17 protein-coding genes are annotated in these 18753 nt (G+C 39.5%); 9 read left to right on the top strand and 8 right to left on the bottom strand.

Annotated features, from left to right (window positions below):
- Positions 1-332: 332 nt before the first annotated feature.
- Positions 333-998 carry a methionine synthase gene (locus RVY80_RS02585; RefSeq protein ID WP_317329558.1) on the top strand — a complete coding sequence of 222 codons (666 nt, stop codon included), beginning with the start codon at positions 333-335 and terminating at the stop codon, positions 996-998.
- A 39-nt stretch (positions 999-1037) separates the two neighbouring features.
- On the top strand, positions 1038-3467 hold the full coding sequence (locus RVY80_RS02580) for a homocysteine S-methyltransferase family protein (protein ID WP_317329557.1): 2430 nt from the start codon (positions 1038-1040) through the stop codon (positions 3465-3467).
- A 247-nt stretch (positions 3468-3714) separates the two neighbouring features.
- Here the strand turns inward: RVY80_RS02580 and rsmG are convergent, their stop codons facing one another.
- From rsmG to rpmH, 8 genes are all read right to left on the bottom strand, one after another.
- Entirely contained in the window at positions 3715-4467 is a 753-nt protein-coding gene (gene rsmG, locus RVY80_RS02575) for a 16S rRNA (guanine(527)-N(7))-methyltransferase RsmG (protein ID WP_295190250.1), read from the bottom strand.
- Between the two features lie 125 nt (positions 4468-4592).
- On the bottom strand, positions 4593-6464 hold the full coding sequence (mnmG, locus tag RVY80_RS02570) for a tRNA uridine-5-carboxymethylaminomethyl(34) synthesis enzyme MnmG (RefSeq protein ID WP_317329554.1): 1872 nt from the start codon (positions 6462-6464) through the stop codon (positions 4593-4595).
- A gap of 124 nt (positions 6465-6588) precedes the next feature.
- Positions 6589-7974: a tRNA uridine-5-carboxymethylaminomethyl(34) synthesis GTPase MnmE gene (gene mnmE / locus RVY80_RS02565; protein WP_317329551.1), complete on the bottom strand. Its 1386-nt coding sequence runs from the start codon at positions 7972-7974 to the stop codon at positions 6589-6591.
- A 306-nt stretch (positions 7975-8280) separates the two neighbouring features.
- Positions 8281-9120 (bottom strand): RNA-binding cell elongation regulator Jag/EloR, encoded by an 840-nt coding sequence (jag, locus tag RVY80_RS02560; RefSeq protein WP_317329550.1) that lies wholly within the window; start codon positions 9118-9120, stop codon positions 8281-8283.
- A gap of 3 nt (positions 9121-9123) precedes the next feature.
- Positions 9124-9756 carry a YidC/Oxa1 family membrane protein insertase gene (locus RVY80_RS02555; RefSeq protein ID WP_295193961.1) on the bottom strand — a complete coding sequence of 211 codons (633 nt, stop codon included), beginning with the start codon at positions 9754-9756 and terminating at the stop codon, positions 9124-9126.
- 148 nt (positions 9757-9904) lie between these two features.
- Entirely contained in the window at positions 9905-10126 is a 222-nt protein-coding gene (gene yidD / locus RVY80_RS02550; RefSeq protein ID WP_317329549.1) for a membrane protein insertion efficiency factor YidD, read from the bottom strand.
- Between the two features lie 25 nt (positions 10127-10151).
- Complete coding sequence (rnpA, locus tag RVY80_RS02545) at positions 10152-10505, bottom strand: ribonuclease P protein component (RefSeq protein ID WP_295190262.1); 354 nt, start codon at positions 10503-10505, stop codon at positions 10152-10154.
- A gap of 78 nt (positions 10506-10583) precedes the next feature.
- Entirely contained in the window at positions 10584-10718 is a 135-nt protein-coding gene (gene rpmH, locus RVY80_RS02540; protein ID WP_295190264.1) for a 50S ribosomal protein L34, read from the bottom strand.
- A gap of 580 nt (positions 10719-11298) precedes the next feature.
- Between rpmH and dnaA the strand changes: the two genes are divergently transcribed.
- From dnaA to gyrB, 7 genes are all read left to right on the top strand, one after another.
- Positions 11299-12825, top strand: coding sequence for a chromosomal replication initiator protein DnaA (gene dnaA, locus RVY80_RS02535; protein ID WP_317329548.1), 1527 nt, complete (start codon positions 11299-11301; stop codon positions 12823-12825).
- Positions 12826-13164: 339 nt separating this feature from the next.
- Positions 13165-14274, top strand: coding sequence for a DNA polymerase III subunit beta (gene dnaN, locus RVY80_RS02530; protein WP_295193952.1), 1110 nt, complete (start codon positions 13165-13167; stop codon positions 14272-14274).
- Positions 14275-14287: 13 nt separating this feature from the next.
- The gene (locus RVY80_RS02525) at positions 14288-14524 is read left to right on the top strand and encodes an RNA-binding S4 domain-containing protein (protein ID WP_295190276.1); all 237 of its coding nucleotides are present in this window, start codon (positions 14288-14290) and stop codon (positions 14522-14524) included.
- A gap of 3 nt (positions 14525-14527) precedes the next feature.
- Positions 14528-15634, top strand: coding sequence for a DNA replication/repair protein RecF (recF, locus tag RVY80_RS02520; protein ID WP_317329545.1), 1107 nt, complete (start codon positions 14528-14530; stop codon positions 15632-15634).
- The gene (locus tag RVY80_RS02515; protein WP_317329544.1) at positions 15612-16502 is read left to right on the top strand and encodes a DciA family protein; all 891 of its coding nucleotides are present in this window, start codon (positions 15612-15614) and stop codon (positions 16500-16502) included. Before recF ends, RVY80_RS02515 begins: the two co-directional genes overlap by 23 nt.
- 9 nt (positions 16503-16511) lie before the next feature.
- A complete protein-coding gene (locus RVY80_RS02510) occupies positions 16512-16763 on the top strand; it encodes a DUF370 domain-containing protein (RefSeq protein ID WP_317329542.1) in 252 nt (83 codons plus the stop codon).
- A 69-nt stretch (positions 16764-16832) separates the two neighbouring features.
- Positions 16833-18746: a DNA topoisomerase (ATP-hydrolyzing) subunit B gene (gyrB, locus tag RVY80_RS02505; RefSeq protein ID WP_317329541.1), complete on the top strand. Its 1914-nt coding sequence runs from the start codon at positions 16833-16835 to the stop codon at positions 18744-18746.
- Positions 18747-18753: the final 7 nt, after the last annotated feature.

Here is an 18753-nt window from a genome sequence, read left to right as displayed (position 1 = left end):
ATTATAATGATAGTTGCACTATTACATCTAATATAACATTGTCTAAATGTTTCACGTGAAACATTTTCATAAAATATAGACACCCACCATATAGGATTTATACTATAGTCGTACCCTATAACAACATATCATAAAATTATATACTCATACAATCACTACTTTCATTGACTACATCTATAAGCAACCCCTATACTAATAATATCAATTAATGGTCAGTGCTATGGTATATTACATCCAAATCTATCTGAACAACTCAGGTAGATTTTTTTATGACTATTTCAACAAATGCTATACTAACAATTAGAGTTATACAAAATAGGGAGGCTCTTATTATGGCAATATACAATGGGATGCTTCCTGTTATTAATAAAGCAGAAGTAAAACGCTACGCTGGGCTGCGACACGCAGAAGATTTTCCAACCCAATACGTAGATGAAGCATGTAAAGAAATTCTATTATTAGCCACACCCAAAGGCGTATATAAGGAATATGATTATGATGCAGAGACTTTCACCATTCAGAGTAATCCACCCCTCCTTGTAGAAGGTAAAACGGTACGAGATCATCTAGCAAAATCCACAAAGGTGTACGTCATGGGTGTAACTGTAGGCGAAGATGTAGAATTACGTAGCGAAGAATTATTTAAAAAAGGTAATTATACCGTAGGTCTGCTCATAGACGCAGCGGCTACGACAGCGGTTGAACAAGTGGCGGATCAAGTAAATGAGGTCATCAATAACATCGCTAAAAAACAAGGTTATAAACCAACATGGCGTTTTAGCCCAGGCTATGGCAATTGGCCACTTGAGGTTCAAAAGGATTTGGCGAATATCATTGGCACCAAGGAAATCGGTCTCAAGGTAACAGATAACCACCTTTTGTTCCCTCGTAAATCTGTGACGGCTATCATTGGTTTTATGCCTGGCGATGAAAGCTTACCAACCAAACGCGGTTGCACATCATGCAGTCAAGTCGATTGCTCATCCCGCAAGGTATAAACAAAGAGAGTTTTAGAGAATACACAAAGGACGTGAATTATGTATATTTTTGATGGTGCTATGGGCACAATGTTACAAGCGGCAGGTCTAGAGGAAGGTTATTGTCCGGAGTTATATAATATTGAACATCCCGATGTAGTACGTGATATTTACTCACAATATTTAGAGGCTGGCAGTGATATCATTACAGCCAATACATTTGGTGCGTGCAGCCTCAAATTAGAGGATTATGATTTACAAGATCGTGTACGGGACATTAATATTGCTGCTGTAACGCTAGCCAAAGAAGCAATCGCTAATGTAAAACCTGAGGCTCGAGTGGCTGGTTCCATGGGGCCTACAGGTCGTTTTTTACAGCCTCTTGGCAATATGAGTTTTGATGAAATTTACCACACCTATCGCGAGCAAGCCGAGGCCCTCATCGAAGGTGGCGTGGATTTCATTATCATTGAAACAATCATCGACGTGCAAGAAATGCGTGCCGCCCTATTAGCATCCCTTGATGCTCGCAAGGCCCGAGGCAAAACAAAGGACGATGTCCAAATCATCTGCCAGTTCTCATTCAGTGAGGATGGCCGTACGATCACAGGTACACCGCCTGACGTGGCTGCTGTGATGCTCGAAGCCCTTGGCGCTGATATCATCGGCATTAACTGTTCCCTCGGTCCTGAACAATTGACAGACCTCGTTCGTCAAATGGCAGCCGTTACCAACCTACCGCTCATTTGCCAACCAAACGCGGGTATGCCTGTGCTCATCAATAAACAAACGGTATTCCCCCTCTCTGCAGATGAAATGGGCCCATTGATGCTCCCAATCGTTGACGCTGGTGCTACTTATATCGGCGCTTGCTGTGGTAGTACGCCAGAACATATCGCTCGTATTTCCGAGGCTGTGAAAGCTCATACACCAGCAGAACGACCTCATGTGGAACCTTTCACAGCTATCACAAGCCGTACAAAACTAGTACGCCTTGGTCACAGTGAAAAACCACTCATCATTGGTGAAAGAATCAACCCAACGGGCCGTAAGGTACTAGCCCAAGAATTACGTGATGGCAGCTTTATCCGTGTAAAACGCGATGCCTTAGAACAAGTAGAGGCTGGTGCCGATATTCTTGATGTAAATATGGGTGTAGCTGGTATGGATCAAACACCTTTAATGGAACGTGCCATCTTTGAATTATCTAGTCTAGTAGAGGTTCCTCTATCCATCGATACACTGGATTCTAAGGCTCTAGAAATTGGTTTAAAAAACTATCCAGGCCGTGCTCTCATTAACTCCGTTAATGCAGAACAAGAACAAATTGATGCCGTAATGCCATTAGCTAAACGCTATGGTGCGGCCCTTCTCTGTTTGCCATTATCCAGTGGTGATTTACCAGAGAAATCAACAGACCGTGTTGCTTTAGCCAATACCATCGTTGAGGCTGCCTATTCTTATGGTATTCGTCCAAACGATTTGTTACTGGATCCATTGGTATTAACATTGGCTAGTGGCGATAATAGTGCGAAGGAAACATTAGAAACCTTGCGCTTGTACAAGGAAAAATTTGGCTTCCCTACTGTGATGGGCTTGTCCAATGTTTCCTTTGGTATGCCACAACGTCCATATTTGAACGGCCAATTCCTTACAATGGCCCTTCTTGCTGGTTTGACGACACCTATCATGAATCCTCTAAACTATCCTGTTAAAAAGGCTTTCACAGCGGGCTGTACATTGCTCGGCTGGGACCCTGGTGCAGCGAAATTCATCAATGATTATGGCTATGAACAAGAAGGTGAAATTCCTGGTAACTCGGCCCCTAATTCACCATCCAAGGCTAGTTTCGATAGCAATGATCCTCTCGCCAATATCCGCGCTTGCGTGGAGCAAGGCGAAAAAGAAGCCATCATTGAGCTCGTTAAACAAGCCCTCTCCGATGGCATAAACCCACTAGATATCACGAAAAAAGGTCTCTCCGAGGCGATGAACGTGGTGGGCGATAAATTCGGTTCCGGTAAATTGTTCCTACCTCAAGTTATGCTTGCTGCAGAAACGATGCAGGCTGCTTTCACAACGATCAAGGAAATCCTCCCTGCTAGTGAAAGCCTCGACAAAGGCACTGTTATCGTGGCCACTGTGAAAGGTGATATCCATGACCTCGGTAAAAATATCGTCGGCGCCCTCCTTGAAAATAACGGTTACAAGGTCATCGACCTTGGCAAGGATGTGGCCGCTGAAGTCATTGTAGCCGCCATTAAGGAGCATAACGCATCTGTTGTAGGTATTTGTTCCCTCATGACCACTACCATGCCTCAAATCGACAATACCATCGAAGCCATCCGCGGGGCTGGCCTCGATACAAAAGTCATCGTCGGTGGTGCCGTAGTTTCCCAAGACTACGCCGACCAAGCCGGTGCTGATAAATACGCGAAGGACGGTATTGCAGCGGTTAATATTACAAATGAATTGTTCGAGAATCAATAAGTAATCATACGTAAATAAATACAAGAACTTTAAATACCGGTGGAATTAGATAGTATCTAACTCCATCGCTATTTAAACCAACTCATTTTGTCCTATAAGTCATATAAGTAAACAAAATGCCTCAGTGCTCCGAAATGGAATACTGAGGCATTTATTCAAGCAATATAAAAAGACAATGCCCTGAAACTTCTGTTGCATTGCCTTTTTATTAGATATATGGTTTTAAATTACAATTTCATATACTACTTTATAACGGCTTCTCCTTGATGTCCTTTGGTTTCCGCGGATATTTATTAGGGGTAGCCTTTGTTTTTTGTATATACAGCACCGCTCGTTTATCATCGATGGTGGGCAAGGAAATAGGTCGTACTTCCTTAACGGTGCCACCGAGAATATCAAGGGCCTTTGGAGATTCCTGAATTTCCTCTTCATAGGCAGCGCCTTTGAGAGAAATGAAATAGCCATTTTGTTTAACGTATGGCAAGGTCCATTCCAAGAGAATAGGCAATCTAGCCACCGCGCGACTTGTAACGATATCGTAGCTTTCACGGTGGGCATCGGTATGACTCATATCCTCTGCGCGACCATGTAAGGTAACGACATTTTCTAATTTCAATTCATCAATGATAGTCTGCAAAAATTTCAACCGTTTTTGCAAGGAATCAAACAATGTAATTTTTAATGTGCGATTGTAGATAGCCAAAGGAATACCTGGAAATCCTGCACCAGTGCCTACATCAAGGATGGTCGCACCATCAGCGATATATTGAGCATCGTAACAGGATAAGGAATCCACTATATGTTTCACCACCACCTCGTGCATATCCGTGATAGCCGTGAGGTTTAGACTCTTGTTCGTTTCGATGAGCTGCACATAATAATAGTAAAAATCATGAGCTTGCTCATCAGTGCAAGGCAAACCAAAAGCAGTCATTTGGGCCTTTAGATCTGTGGTAAATTCTTGTTCTGTAGCAATGGCTACATCATATTGCTCTTTCATAACAACCTCAAATTCTACTATTACTACTATAATTGGCCTTTATGCTCGCGGCCGTGTCATAGAATACACATTGGAAATTAGCACTCAAAAAATGAATACGCGGGCCGCGGCCATTCCATACAAAATTACTTAGCTCGGTTATATTGTTCCAATTGTACCAACAATACGGATACGTCCGCTGGAGATACACCAGAGATACGACTGGCTTGGCCGATGGAGTGTGGACGGATTTTCGTCAATTTTTGTTGAGCTTCCAGGGAAATACCTTTCATAGCCATATAGTCCCAATCTGGAGGAAGAATTTTTTCCTCTAATTTACGAACTTTATCGACTTGGTCCATTTGTTTCTTAATATAGCCTTCATAAGTTGTAGAAATATCGATAGCTTCTTCTACATCAGGATTAAAACGTTCAATACCGAATGCATCAGCTACCATACCATAGGACAACTCCGTACGTTTTACAAGATCATAAGCACGAATGCCTGTTTTGATTGGTGCAGTACCAAGTTTTTCAAGAATTTCTTGAGTTTCCTTAGATGGATTTACAGGACATTCTTTCAATAATTTGATACCTTTTTCGATATCTTGTTTTTTCTTTGTAAATATCGCATAACGATTATCTTTTACAAGACCGATTTGACGACCTTTTTCCGTTAAACGAAGGTCTGCATTATCTTGACGCAAGAGCAATCGATATTCGCTGCGGCTTGTCATCATACGATATGGTTCGCGTGTACCTTTTGTTACGAGATCATCGATGAGAACACCGATATATGCCTCGGAACGAGCAAGGATAAATGGACTTTCACCTTGGAGATACAATGCAGCGTTAATGCCGGCCATCAAACCTTGAGCAGCGGCCTCCTCATAACCAGAGGTACCATTCGCTTGACCTGCTGAATAGAGGCCTTTGATGTGTTTTACCCCAAGGGCTGGAGTCAATTGCAATGGATTGAGGCAATCATACTCGATAGCGTACGCAGGACGCATGATTTCTACATTTTCAAGGCCTGGAATGGTACGCAAGAATGCATATTGCACATCCATAGGCAAGGATGTACTCATGCCTTGTACGTACATCTCATTGGTTTGACCACCTTCTGGTTCCACGAACAATTGGTGACGATGTTTATCAGCAAAACGAACCACCTTATCCTCAATAGATGGGCAGTAACGAGGGCCAACACCTTCAATTTTACCGCTATACATTGGGGCACGGAATATGTTTTCCTTGATAATATCATGAGTATGGTCATTTGTGTACGTTAACCAACATACTTGTTCATTACGATCAATCCATTCGGACATAAAGGAAAATGCTCGGTGATGTGGGTCCCCAGGTTGCACCTCCATATGATCTAAATTGAGCGTCCGTTTATCAACGCGAGCTGGTGTACCCGTTTTAAAACGCATCAATTCAATGCCATTATCAATGAGAGATTGTGAAAATACTTCTGCTGTACGCAAGCCGTTTGGGCCACCTGTATAGGATAGTTCGCCTACGAGGATTTTACCCTTCAAATACGTACCAGTACAAAGAATAACAGCTTTCGCCGCATAGAATTCATCAAGCTCGGTTACAATACCTTTAACTTCGCCGTCCTCAACCTTGAGTTCTGTCACCATCATCTGTTTAATATTGAGATTATCTGTATTCTCAAGAGTTTCTTTCATCAAATGTTGATATTTAATTTTATCAGATTGGCAACGCAAGGAATGCACTGCTGGGCCCTTGCCCATGTTGAGCATACGCATTTGGATAGCCGTTGCATCCGCGTTAATGCCCATTTGCCCACCCAACGCATCGAGCTCGTAAACGAGATGACTCTTGCCTGGTCCGCCAACGGCAGGATTACATGGCATAAGGGCAATATTATCTAAACTGATGGTCGCCATCAACGTGCGATGTCCCATGCGCGCCGCCGCCAACGCAGCTTCACAACCCGCATGACCACCACCAATGACGATGACATCATAGGTATCTACTGTATACATACTTATTTCCTTTATTGAATACTTATTTATATTATTATTTTTTGTGAAAGCACCGAAACTAGGTTTTCCACATTTCAGAGCTTCAAAGGCCGATTACAGTACGCCTTTATAATGTATAAATTTACTACTTACCCAAACAGAATCGGCTAAATAGTTCATCCACCATGGATTCCCGTAAACTATCTCCTGTGATTTCACCTAGGGCCTCCCAGGCACCACGAAGGTCCGTCGCCACAAAATCCACAGGCATGCCACTATCGATGGAATCAAGGGCTTGCTGGATTTGAGAGCGCGCATCCTCCATGAGGGAAATATGACGTACATTACTTATCATTGTATCATGATTTCCACTCACTTGGCCGCCATACACGAGTTCTTTCACCCATTTTGACAATACCACCGTACCTTCGCCTTGGGCAGCACTGATGGATTCCACGGCTGTGAAAGTCCCATGTGCCTCGATATCAGCTACCGTAATAACTTGATTAACGTCGGATTTATTAAGAAGCACGATGGTATTACGACCAGCTGTGCTTTTCAATATATCAATTTCCTCTGGGGACAATTCTGTGGAACCATCGATGACACAGAGAACAATGTCCGCTTTATCAAGATATTGACGCGCCTTTTCTACGCCAAGGGCCTCTACGGTATCCTCAGTTTCACGAATACCTGCTGTGTCCACGAGGCGAAGTGAAATGCCTTCAATATTCATAAATTCCTCGATACTATCTCGTGTAGTACCAGGAATATCTGTTACAATAGCGCGATTTTCACGCAATAATGCATTCATCAAGCTAGATTTACCCGCATTAGGACGACCTACGATAACGGCAAGAATACCGTCACGAATGAGGCGCCCACTTTGGGCCGTAGCAAGCAATTCATCCATTTGTTGTGCGATAGGTTTCAATTGCTCGCCTACCTCATGAGACGTAACCTCCTCGATATCCTCTTCTGGATAATCGATAGTTACCTCTAAATGAGCAATCATGGCGATGAGTTGCTCTCGCAAATCTTTCACAAAATTGGATACTGTACCATCTAATTGAGATACGGCTAGAGTCAAAGAATCCTCTGTTTTAGCGTCGATAATATCGATAATGGCCTCTGCTTGGGTCAAATCGATACGACCATTCAAAAAGGCCCGTTTTGTAAATTCTCCGGCCTCTGCGAGACGCACATCATATGCCAACAACAAAGATAAAATAGAACGGATGGACACGATGCCACCATGGCATTGAATTTCCACCACATCCTCAGCTGTATAGGAATGAGGTCCTTGCATCAACAGCAAAATAACCTCATCCAATGTTTTTTTCGTACTTGGGTCCACAATGTGGCCATATTGTACAGTTTTATTCGGACGGTCCATTAATGGTAATGAACCGGAACTTTCAAAAATTGAATCCACAATGGCGAAAGCCTGTTTCCCACTGACCCGGATTATACCGACACCCCCAATGCCCGGCGGCGTTGCGATGGCGGCGATTGTATCATCTATATACATCATTACCTCTTGATCCTGCTCAGCAGGATTACATTATGATAATTACCTTATATCTAAAAAAATATATCTATTACTAGTATATCACGAGCCTACAGCGAAATAGCGCCATACACCAAAATACATATAGTAAATTAAAATCTCGGATGAGCCGTTAAATTCCATCGTATAAAAAGAGAACCCGATCCGAAGATCGGGCTCACATTCATGCGTGTTATTTATAAACACTGCTCCACACAATGCGTGGTATTTGCTATTATATCAATATATTTTAGCTATTAAACTAAAATTTAGCGTATAACTAGCAAATTAGCGTTTATAGGAAATAACAACGTGACGATATGGTTCAACACCTTCACTATCAGTCACAATATTTCTTTCACCCTGTAATGCAGTGTGAATGATTTTACGTTCAAACGCATTCATAGGTTCCAAAGAAACCTTTTGACGATTGCGTCTTACTTTGCTAGCCAAACGTTTCGCCAAGTTCACTAATGTTTCTTCACGGCGAGAACGGTAATTTTCCACATCTACTACAACGTGGCAATGACCAGCCACTTCTTTATTAGCCACCAAATTTGTTAAATATTGGATAGCATCTAAAGTTTGACCATGTTTACCAATCAAAATACCTAACTCATCACCATGAACTTGGAAGGTAATTTTGTCTGGTGTAGTCATTTTTTCGATGAATACAGTTAAACCCATTTGTTTGAACATATCTTCCAAGAATTGTTTGCCTTTTTCAGCAATCTCAGCTTGGTCTTCTTTGCTCACTTCACGGGAACGTTTCGCTTTTGGAGCTTCTTCATCGAATGCTTCTTCAGAATCAGCAGCTTGATCAGCATCAACAGATGCGTTGCTTTCAACAACAACTGTAGCAGATTCATCAATAGAAGCAGTTGGTTGAAATTCCACAGCATTAGACTGAATTACAGCCTCTGCTATTTCCTCTTGTGACGCCTCAGCAGCCATAGTTGTGAAATATAAACGAACTACAGCCGGTTTACGACCAATACCTAAGAAACCACCAGATGGTTGCGTAATTACTTCTGTTTCCGCTAATTCGCGACCTTCAGAATTTAATTGCGCCACACCTTGAACGATGGCATCTTCAATGGTTTTTGCAGATACATCTATAAATTCCATCTATTAAGCCCCCTTCTTTTCGTCCAAACTTTTATAAATAAAGTGTTGTTGAACTAATTGGAATACGTTGGACACTACCCAGTAAATAACAAGACCACTTGGGAAGGTCAAACTGATATAACCAATGAATAGAGGCATAAAAATAGCCATCATCTTTTGTTGACTAGCAGCGGCACCAGTAGCACCTGTACTAGTTTGTTTTGACATGATATAAGTGGAAATCGCACTTAATACTGGCAAAATATAAAGAGGATCGGCTTCGCCAAGGCTTGGTAACCATAAGAAGCTTTCATAAGCCGGATCGTATGGATATCCTTGCAATGCCCAGTAAATAGCAATCAAGAATGGCATTTGTACCAATAATGGTAAACACCCAGATAATGGATTAATACCCATTTCTTTATAAAGCGTAGCCATTTCTTGTTGTACTTTTTGTGGATCATTTTTGTACTTGTCTTGAATGGCTTTCATGCGAGGTTGCAATTCTTGCATACCTTTCATGGATTTGATTTGTTTCACAGTCAGTGGCGCCAAAATAGCTTTGATTAGGATCGTCAATACGATGATCGCTACACCATAGCTAGGAAAGCCTGCCATTTGAGTCAATTGATAGCAATACGCGAGACTTTCACGCATAAAATCAACGAGTACTTGAAAAATTTCCAATTTGATTCTCCTGTTCGATGCAAACCAAAATGTGGATCCTTTACGTATCTATACTAGGTTATGGTATGGTCTAAATTTCGTCCATACAGATACTTCGGTATTTCCAAAACTGTGTTGATTACGGAACGGGGTCATATCCACCAGGGTGAAAAGGATGACATTTTAAAATCCGTTTGATTCCGAGCCAACCACCTTTAAAAGGTCCATATTTTTGAATAGCTTGCAGAGTATACGCTGAACACGTAGGATAAAATCGGCAACATCCAGGTTTTAATGGGGAAATGGCAATCTGATAAAATTTGATTAGTCCCGTCAATAGTTTAGAAATGACATATGACATCATTCTACCTCTTTGTGAAAGCGCATTAATTAATCAACAACTTACTCTTGCAGAGTAAATACATGATTTCTTTTTCAGCTCGTTCATAGGTAGCATTTTTCAAAGGGCCACGTCCAACAATGACAATATGATACCCTTCACGAATTTCGTGTTGATGAAGGCGATAAACCTCTTTCATTAACCGGCGAGCTCGATTGCGCTCAACAGCACAACCAACCTTTTTTCCCGTAACGAAACCAATACGTGTAGGCTGTTTAGCAACAGGCATCCGATACAGTACACACATACGACCTACTTCAAATTTGCCATGCTTATACACAAGGCGATATTCATTGTTATGTATAATTCTTCTCGCTTTGTCTAAGCTATTGCTACCCATACTATCATTCCTAAGTCCTAAGAATAGAAAAACTTGGCAGCAGCGCCAAGTTTTTTCTCCTGCCTAAAAGCTATTATATTATGCAGATAATTTTTTTCTGCCTTTTGCACGTCTTTTTTTCAAAACGAGACGGCCACCGATAGTTTTCATGCGTTCACGGAAACCATGGGTACGTTTTCTCCAAAGAGTATTTGGTTGGTAAGTACGTTTCATTAGTAAAACACCTCCTCGTTAATGTTTTTGTTTTACTTATACCATAACAGCATAATTATAGTTGTTACAACCGTTTCTGTCAATGAAAAACCGTGGTTTTATCTAGATTTTTCCTAAATAATTCATTTTTCACAACATATGGAAATAATGATTTTTTAAATATCCATATATAGTAGATATAAAAATACTTTTTTTTATTTCCATATATCAATTTAGTATACACTATTAGATATCCAAAATTAGATATCCAAAATTCGACCTATATATATTCCAAAGTTATCCACAAGTAAAATGACAAAACTCATTTTTTTTGGTAAAATTTAGGTAGATTTCTTACATTTCGCTCAAATATTGGATTACTTGCTTGGATAACCACAACGGTTATCCACAATTTTTTGTAGCACTATTGTGCACACCCCAACTATTGATATATTCACGTTTTTGAGGAATGTAAAATAATTTATCAACAAGTTATTCACAATAAAATATGTGTTATGCACAATTTTATTCACCTAAAAAACGACTTATACACATTTTATCCACATTTTGTGCAAAACTACTATTTTTAAAAGGATATCGTATGCAAAATTTTGAACTAGGACTATTTTGGGAACAAGTCCTCGAGGATACAAAGAAAAAAATGCCTCTCCAACTATGGGAGAGTACCATTAGCTCATGGCTAATACCTTTGTCCGTTGAGGATTTATCCATCCACATTGGAGTAACCCAAGACTTTATAAAAAATATTATAGAAAAAAATCCTGCCGTTATTGGACCATTACAGGAATCCATAGACCAAATTAATGGCAGCCATCTAGATATTATTATCATGAATATCTTAGAAACAACACCAAACCAACCAAGTACGCAATCTGGTCAATCAAATCTAAAATTATATACGCCTGTCTATGATGATCCTGTTATCATCGATACACCAGCGCCACATCAAACAACTGTGTCTGATTCATTACAATCCATTGATGATCAACTGGCGGCACAGCAACAATCACAAAATCAATTTGGTCAACAGCAAATGGTTTCTCAACCAGAGCCTAAAAAAATTGATTTATCCTATTCTAATCTGATTAAATCATTCCGCTTTGAAACATTCGTGGCTGGTAATTCCAATAGAATACCTTTTGGCGCTGCCCAAGCTGTAGCTGAAAATCCTGGTAATATCTATAATCCATTATTTATCTATGGCCCGTCTGGCCTTGGTAAAACACATTTAATGCATGCCATTGGTAATTACATTATCGATCACAATCCAAACTTAAACGTTATGTGCATTACCAGTGAAAAATTCATGAATACCTTCGTAGACCTGGTGGTCCGCGGTCGCCAAGGGGATGTATTCCGTAATATTTTCCGCAATATCGATGTATTATTGGTAGATGATATTCAATTCCTAGAAAATAAAGAAGGTACGAAGAACGAATTCTTTAATACCTTTAATGAACTCTTGGATAATCAAAAACAAATCGTTCTTACCAGTGATACTTTGCCAAGCGATATGAATCAATTAGAGGATCGTTTGCGTTCCAGATTCCAAGCGGGCTTTATTGCCACTATGGATAATCCAGATTTAGAAACGCGTATCGCCATCGTCAAATCCATACTAGAAAAATACAACATCTCATTAACCAATGATGCTGTGAACTACGTGGCATACCAGTTCTCTGAAAACGTTCGTGTCCTTCAAGGCGCCGTAAATCGTCTCGTTGGCGTCGCATCCCTTCAAAATCTGACGGGTGATATAGATTATGAATTCACAAAATCAGCTCTAGAGGATTTAATTACAGAACAACCAGTGGAATTATTATCTATTAAACATATTCAGGACTTTGTGAGCTCTTACTTTAGCATCAAAAAAGCAGATTTGCTAGGTAAAAAACGTAAAATCCAATTTGCCTTTCCTCGTCAAATCGCCATGTATCTCTGTCGTGACCTCATTAGTGAAAGCTACCCACAAATTGCAGCTGCTTTCACCAGAGATCATACAACCATACTCCACGCGTACGAAAAAATTTCCAAAGAAATGGAAAAAAATCCAGAGACAGCACGTATCGTCAATGACATAAAAAACAAGCTAAATGGGTGTGGATAATATTGTGACTGACTTGTCTATAATTATGTGGATAACTCAAAATATGAAAATTTTTGTGACTATGTGGATAAGTGGGTACAAAGTATTCACAATGCTATCCACAGGCGCCAAATAACACGCTATCTGCGCTCGTCATCGTTTTTCACAAACCCACACGCCCTACTTCTTTTACTACTTACTATATCCAACAATCAAAAACAGCAATAGTAAAGAATACCGCAACCTTATATATATAATACAGCTAAAAACAGCTAAAAAATTATTTTTATTTAAGGCTTTCACAAAAATATAGAATACGACATTTCGAATTCTATTAACAAGTTAAGAAAGGTATAACTAATGAATATTACATTCCCAAAAGAAAACCTACAAAAAGCAATCAACGTACTACAAAAAGTATCTCAAAATAAAACAAGCTCTAATTTACCTGGTGCTATTTATATCACAACAAAAGGTAGCCAAGTAGAATTACAAGGCAATGATTTTGAACTAGGCATCAAATTAACAGTAGATGCGGACATCACAGAACCAGGCACTCTAGTAGTAGGTTCACGTTATTTCCAAGAATTGATTCGTAAATTACCCGGATCTACCATAACATTGAATAAACCAGAAGATAGTAATTCATTAAAAATCACATCTGGTTCCTCCGAATTCAATTTAGTGACATTACATCCAGATGAGTTCTCCCTTGTTGAACAAATCCATGACGAAAATCATGTAAACATCGATACAGCAGATATGAAAGAATTAATCGATTTAACAAACTATGCAGCTGCTACCGATGAAGATCGTCCTGTATTTGCTGGTGCTCTACTTGAAATCAATGAATCTGATGTCACAATGGTAGCAACTGATACACATCGCATGGCGGTTAAAAAAATATCCATTCAAGAACCTGCTACAACGCCACTTCGTGCAGTTATCCCAACAAAAACATTGGCTGAAGTATCTCGTTTAATGCCTACAGATAATCCCACAATGATTAATATCATTTGGAATCGCACACAAATCGTATTCATGTTTGAATCCATTTACATCATCTCTCGTTTAATCGAAGGCACATATCCTGAATATGAAAAAGTAATTCCATCTCAATTCGATTCCAGTGCTATCATCGACCGTAAAGAATTTGCAGGTGCTGTTGATCGTGTATCCTTACTTGCAAAAGACATCAGTTATAACGTAATTCGTTATGATTGGAGCGAAAATAAAGTTGTATTGTCTAGTCAAAATTCTGAAATTGGTATGGCGAAGGAAGAAATAGAGACAGAATTCAAAGGTACACCATTTACCATTTCCTTCAACGGTCGTTATATCAGCGATATCTTGCGTCATAGCACAGGCGAAAAAATTCATTTGTATTTAAAACAAAATGGTCCTGTGGTTATTCGCCAAGATAATAATCCAAATTATACATACGTGGTAACACCAGTTAGAACTAACTAAGAAAGGCTCAAACATGAGTAAACCTATTACACCTGTGGGAATCCACACAGAATATATTCAAATCGATCAATTGTTAAAATATGAAGGTATCATTGAAACAGGCGGTCAAATCAAAGCCTTGATTGATGATCAAATCATTACTATCAATGGTCAATTATGTACGGAAAAACGTAAAAAATGTTATGTTGGAGATATCATTTCTATAGAAGGTCTCGATATGGATCTTAAAATCGTTAAAGAGGAGGAATAATCAGTGAGAATTGACTCACTGCAATTATTTCAGTTTCGCAATTACAAGGATATAACTATTAAATTTAATCCTGAAATTATCGTCCTTCATGGAGATAATGGGGTTGGTAAAACAAATATCCTTGAATCTATCTACGTAGGTACCATTGGTAAAAGCCACCGCACCAATGACACAGCCGATATGCTTATGTTCAATGCCGATGAATCTGGGATTGTCATTAATTTTGAAAAGAGAGAAACAGCCCAAAAGGTAAATCTAAAACTCTATAGAAAAGGATCTAAAGATATTCGATTAAATGATACGAAAATATCTCAGAAGGAATTGATAGGCACCTTAAATACAGTTATATTCTGTCCTGAAGATTTACAGCTCATCAAGGGAAATCCTTCTGGTCGTCGTCGATTTCTAGATATGGAAATATCTCAAACTTCGGCTACCTATTATCATCAGCTATTGCAATATAATCGTTTGCTACAACAACGAAATACATTACTCAAGGAATATAGAGGTAAACAATCTATACCTCTTGAGGAATGGGATTTGCAGTTAGCAGATATGGCGGCATTCATCGTTAAAAAAAGGCTAGAAAGCCTCAAAAAAATCAATTTGCTCATCGACTTGATGAATCGTAAATTGACGGCTGGCCAAGAGAATCTCACTATTGGATATGAACAAAATTATGGGGATGAGAATACAATCGTCTATACACGTGATGAGTTTTACCAATTGTTACAGGAGGCTTTACCACAGGATCGCCATCGGTTAACCACCAGTGTGGGACCGCATCGTGATGATTTACGATTTTTCTCTGGCGCTATGGATTTGAAAAAATACGGTTCCCAAGGACAGCAGCGCACAGCTGTATTGTCCTTGAAATTGAGTGAGCTTGAGTTTATTAAATCTGAGGTGGGTGAATATCCAGTATTGCTCCTTGATGATGTATTGAGCGAACTAGATGAATTGCGACGCAGTAATTTATTGCACTTTATTCATAAACGAATCCAAACATTTATAACGACCACAGATATTCACGATTTTAAATATATGGACCATGTTCAATTCATTAAATGTAAAGGAGGCACAATCAATGCAACGAATGGAAAACCTTGATGCATGTTTGCCTCGTACGTTACAAGATATTGGCATTTATGAAACATTTCATCTTAATCGAATTGTTCATGAATGGAAAAAAATCGTCGGTCCTGGGTTTGCTAAAAATTCTCGGATTCTACATATAGAACCACCTGTATTGGTATTGAGTGCATTCACATCGCAGTGGATGCAGGAAATCAAGATGCAGGAAAAACAAATCATCAAAAAAATAAACGAATTCTATGGTCATCCTGTAATTACGAGTATTCGTTTACAAATGCATCGCCAGAGCTTTGTGAAAGATATCAATAATGAAGATGCTGTATTGCCCTATTTAATAGGACGTCCAAAATATATGGGGGATGGTTCTTATGATACGTCTAAAATTACTATTAGTGATGAAGAATTAGCTCGTATTGATGCGACCTTGGTGAATATTGAAAATCCAAAATTAAAAGAGATTGCTCGGCAGGCACAAATTAATCAGTGCAAAAAAAATAAGCATTTGGCTGAACGGGGCTTTCACCAATGTCCAGTATGTGGTACGTGGATGACGGTACCTCGTAAGGTGTGCGTCACCTGTGATTATATGTTTTATCGTAAGCATATTGGGACTATCAAGCGAGTGCTGAGAAAATATCCAAATATTCGGCAGGACCAAATTCAACAATTTGTGAAATGTTCCATGAATGCATTTAATGAGGCGAAAAAGGAAAGTATTTACTATTATATGGATAAAATCCATTTTGGATCTACGGACCAACGCCAAAAATATATGCTGGCCATGTTGATTACGGGAAAATCTGTGAAGGATTTATCTGAGGATTTCGTTAATAATTTATGTAATAAATATAGGTCCAAGTATTTAGATGAAAAAAAGAGGTAGAGAGGTAGTATGTACGTTCACATCGGAGATAACAAGAGCATTCCCATTGAATCAGTGATAACAATGGTGCACGCTCAAGGCAGTAAGGCTAAGAAATCACCTATTCATTATTATGATGGTCCTATTTTAAATGAAATGCCTGCAGAGGATATCAAAACATATATCGTCACGGATGAGGGCCTATATGGATCTAGTATTTCGTTGAAAACATTGATGAAACGAATAGAGGAATTCCAGGAACTTATTCATTTAAATATCTAAAATTACACAGAATATAGTTTCTATAGTATAATAAAGTTTATGATTAATTGAAATTAGGAGGAGCGTTCTATGCCTGAACAAGATTATGGTGCCCAGAATATACAAGTTCTGGAGGGCTTGGAGGCGGTTCGTAAACGACCGGGGATGTACATTGGTAGTACGTCTATTCGTGGTTTACACCATCTCGTATACGAAGTAGTAGATAATTCAGTAGATGAAGCATTGGCTGGTTATGCTACACATATTGAAGTCAGCATTAACGAAGATAATAGCGTTACCGTTGTGGATGATGGTCGTGGTATTCCAACTGGAATGCATGAATCAGGTATGTCCGCGGTAGAGTTAGTATTAACGAAATTGCACGCCGGCGGTAAATTCGGCGGTGGCGGATACAAGGTTTCTGGTGGTTTGCACGGCGTTGGTATTTCCGTAGTGAATGCTTTGAGTGAGTGGACTCGCGTTCAAGTAGCTCAAGATGGCGTAATTCGTGAAATTACTTTTGGTCGTGGTTATAAAACGTCTGAATTAACAGAAATTGGTAAAAGTTCCAAAACAGGTACCACTGTTATTTTCAAACCAGATGAAGATATCTTTGAAACCACTGTATTCGATTTTGATACATTGAAAATTCGTCTACAAGAATTAGCATTTTTGAATAAAGGTTTGAAAATTACATTGAGTGATCTTCGTAACCTTGATGAAGAAGGCAATCCTCGCACAGAAGTATTCAACTATGAAGGTGGTTTAACTTCCTTCGTTCAATTCTTGAATGAAAACAAAGAAATCACAAACCCAACTGTTATCGACATCGAAAAAACAAAAGATGACGTTGTTGTTGAGGTGGCATTGCAATATAACGATAGCTATAGCGAAAATCTATTGTCCTTCGTAAATAACATCAACACTATTGACGGCGGTACTCATTTGAGTGGTTTCCGTAGTGCCTTGACTCGTACCATTAACGACTATGGTCGTAAAGCTGGTTTGATCAAGGAAAATGAAAGTAACCTTTCCGGCGAAGACGTACGTGAAGGTTTGACAGCGATTGTATCCGTAAAAGTATTGGAACCTCAATTCGAAGGCCAAACTAAAACAAAACTTGGTAATAGCGAAGTAAAAGGTATTACTGATGTGATCGTTTCCGATGGCTTGAAAACATTCTTCGAGGAACATCCAACAGACGCGAAAAAAATCATTGAAAAAGCGACTATGGCCAATCGTGCCCGTGAAGCTGCTCGTAAAGCTCGTGATTTGACTCGTCGTAAAAATGCTTTGGAAGTTAGCTCTTTGCCTGGTAAATTGGCGGATTGCTCTGAAAAAGATACATCTATGACAGAAATCTACCTCGTAGAAGGTGACTCTGCGGGTGGTTCTGCAAAACAAGGTCGCGATCGTCGTTACCAAGCGATTTTGCCACTACGCGGTAAAATTTTGAACGTAGAAAAAGCTCGTCTTGATAAAATCTTGGCGAACAACGAAATTCGTTCCATGATCACTGCCTTCGGCACTGGTATTGGTGAAGAATTCGATATTGCTAAGAGACGTTATAACAAAATCATCATCATGACAGATGCGGACGTTGACGGTGCTCACATTCGTACATTGCTTCTTACATTCTTCTATCGTTATATGAAACCATTGATTGAACAAGGTCACGTTTACATTGCGCAACCACCTTTGTACCAAATCAAAAAAGGTAAAGGTCATTGGTATGTATATAGCGATGCAGAATTGGCTGCTAAACTTGATGAAGTGGGCCGTGATGGTATCACAATTCAACGATACAAAGGTTTGGGTGAAATGAATCCTGAACAATTGTGGGAAACTACAATGAACCCTGAAAACCGTACGATTTTACAAGTGACTATGGATGAATCCATCGAAGCTGATAAAATCTTTACCATTTTGATGGGCGACAAAGTAGAACCTCGTCGTAAATTTATTGAAGATAATGCCAAATATGTGCGTAATCTCGACTTGTAATAGGGAG

Origin of the sequence: Veillonella absiana, from assembly GCF_032970865.1 — a bacterium.
GTDB classification, from domain to species: Bacteria; Bacillota; Negativicutes; order Veillonellales; family Veillonellaceae; genus Veillonella; species Veillonella absiana.
Note: the sequence above shows the minus strand (reverse complement) of the source record. Positions and strands in the feature narration are given on the sequence as shown.

Bases quoted from the DNA above. Each gene is read 5' to 3' on its own strand.
- RVY80_RS02585 (WP_317329558.1), top strand. From the start codon at position 333: ATGGCAATATACAATGGGATGCTTCCTGTTATTAATAAAGCAGAAGTA.
- RVY80_RS02580 (WP_317329557.1), top strand. From the start codon at position 1,038: ATGTATATTTTTGATGGTGCTATGGGCACAATGTTACAAGCGGCAGGT.
- rsmG (WP_295190250.1), bottom strand. From the start codon at position 4,467: ATGAAAGAGCAATATGATGTAGCCATTGCTACAGAACAAGAATTTACC.
- mnmG (WP_317329554.1), bottom strand. From the start codon at position 6,464: ATGTATACAGTAGATACCTATGATGTCATCGTCATTGGTGGTGGTCAT.
- mnmE (WP_317329551.1), bottom strand. From the start codon at position 7,974: ATGTATATAGATGATACAATCGCCGCCATCGCAACGCCGCCGGGCATT.
- jag (WP_317329550.1), bottom strand. From the start codon at position 9,120: ATGGAATTTATAGATGTATCTGCAAAAACCATTGAAGATGCCATCGTT.
- RVY80_RS02555 (WP_295193961.1), bottom strand. From the start codon at position 9,756: ATGCGTGAAAGTCTCGCGTATTGCTATCAATTGACTCAAATGGCAGGC.
- yidD (WP_317329549.1), bottom strand. From the start codon at position 10,126: ATGTCATATGTCATTTCTAAACTATTGACGGGACTAATCAAATTTTAT.
- rnpA (WP_295190262.1), bottom strand. From the start codon at position 10,505: ATGGGTAGCAATAGCTTAGACAAAGCGAGAAGAATTATACATAACAAT.
- rpmH (WP_295190264.1), bottom strand. From the start codon at position 10,718: ATGAAACGTACTTACCAACCAAATACTCTTTGGAGAAAACGTACCCAT.
- dnaA (WP_317329548.1), top strand. From the start codon at position 11,299: ATGCAAAATTTTGAACTAGGACTATTTTGGGAACAAGTCCTCGAGGAT.
- dnaN (WP_295193952.1), top strand. From the start codon at position 13,165: ATGAATATTACATTCCCAAAAGAAAACCTACAAAAAGCAATCAACGTA.
- RVY80_RS02525 (WP_295190276.1), top strand. From the start codon at position 14,288: ATGAGTAAACCTATTACACCTGTGGGAATCCACACAGAATATATTCAA.
- RVY80_RS02515 (WP_317329544.1), top strand. From the start codon at position 15,612: ATGCAACGAATGGAAAACCTTGATGCATGTTTGCCTCGTACGTTACAA.
- RVY80_RS02510 (WP_317329542.1), top strand. From the start codon at position 16,512: ATGTACGTTCACATCGGAGATAACAAGAGCATTCCCATTGAATCAGTG.
- gyrB (WP_317329541.1), top strand. From the start codon at position 16,833: ATGCCTGAACAAGATTATGGTGCCCAGAATATACAAGTTCTGGAGGGC.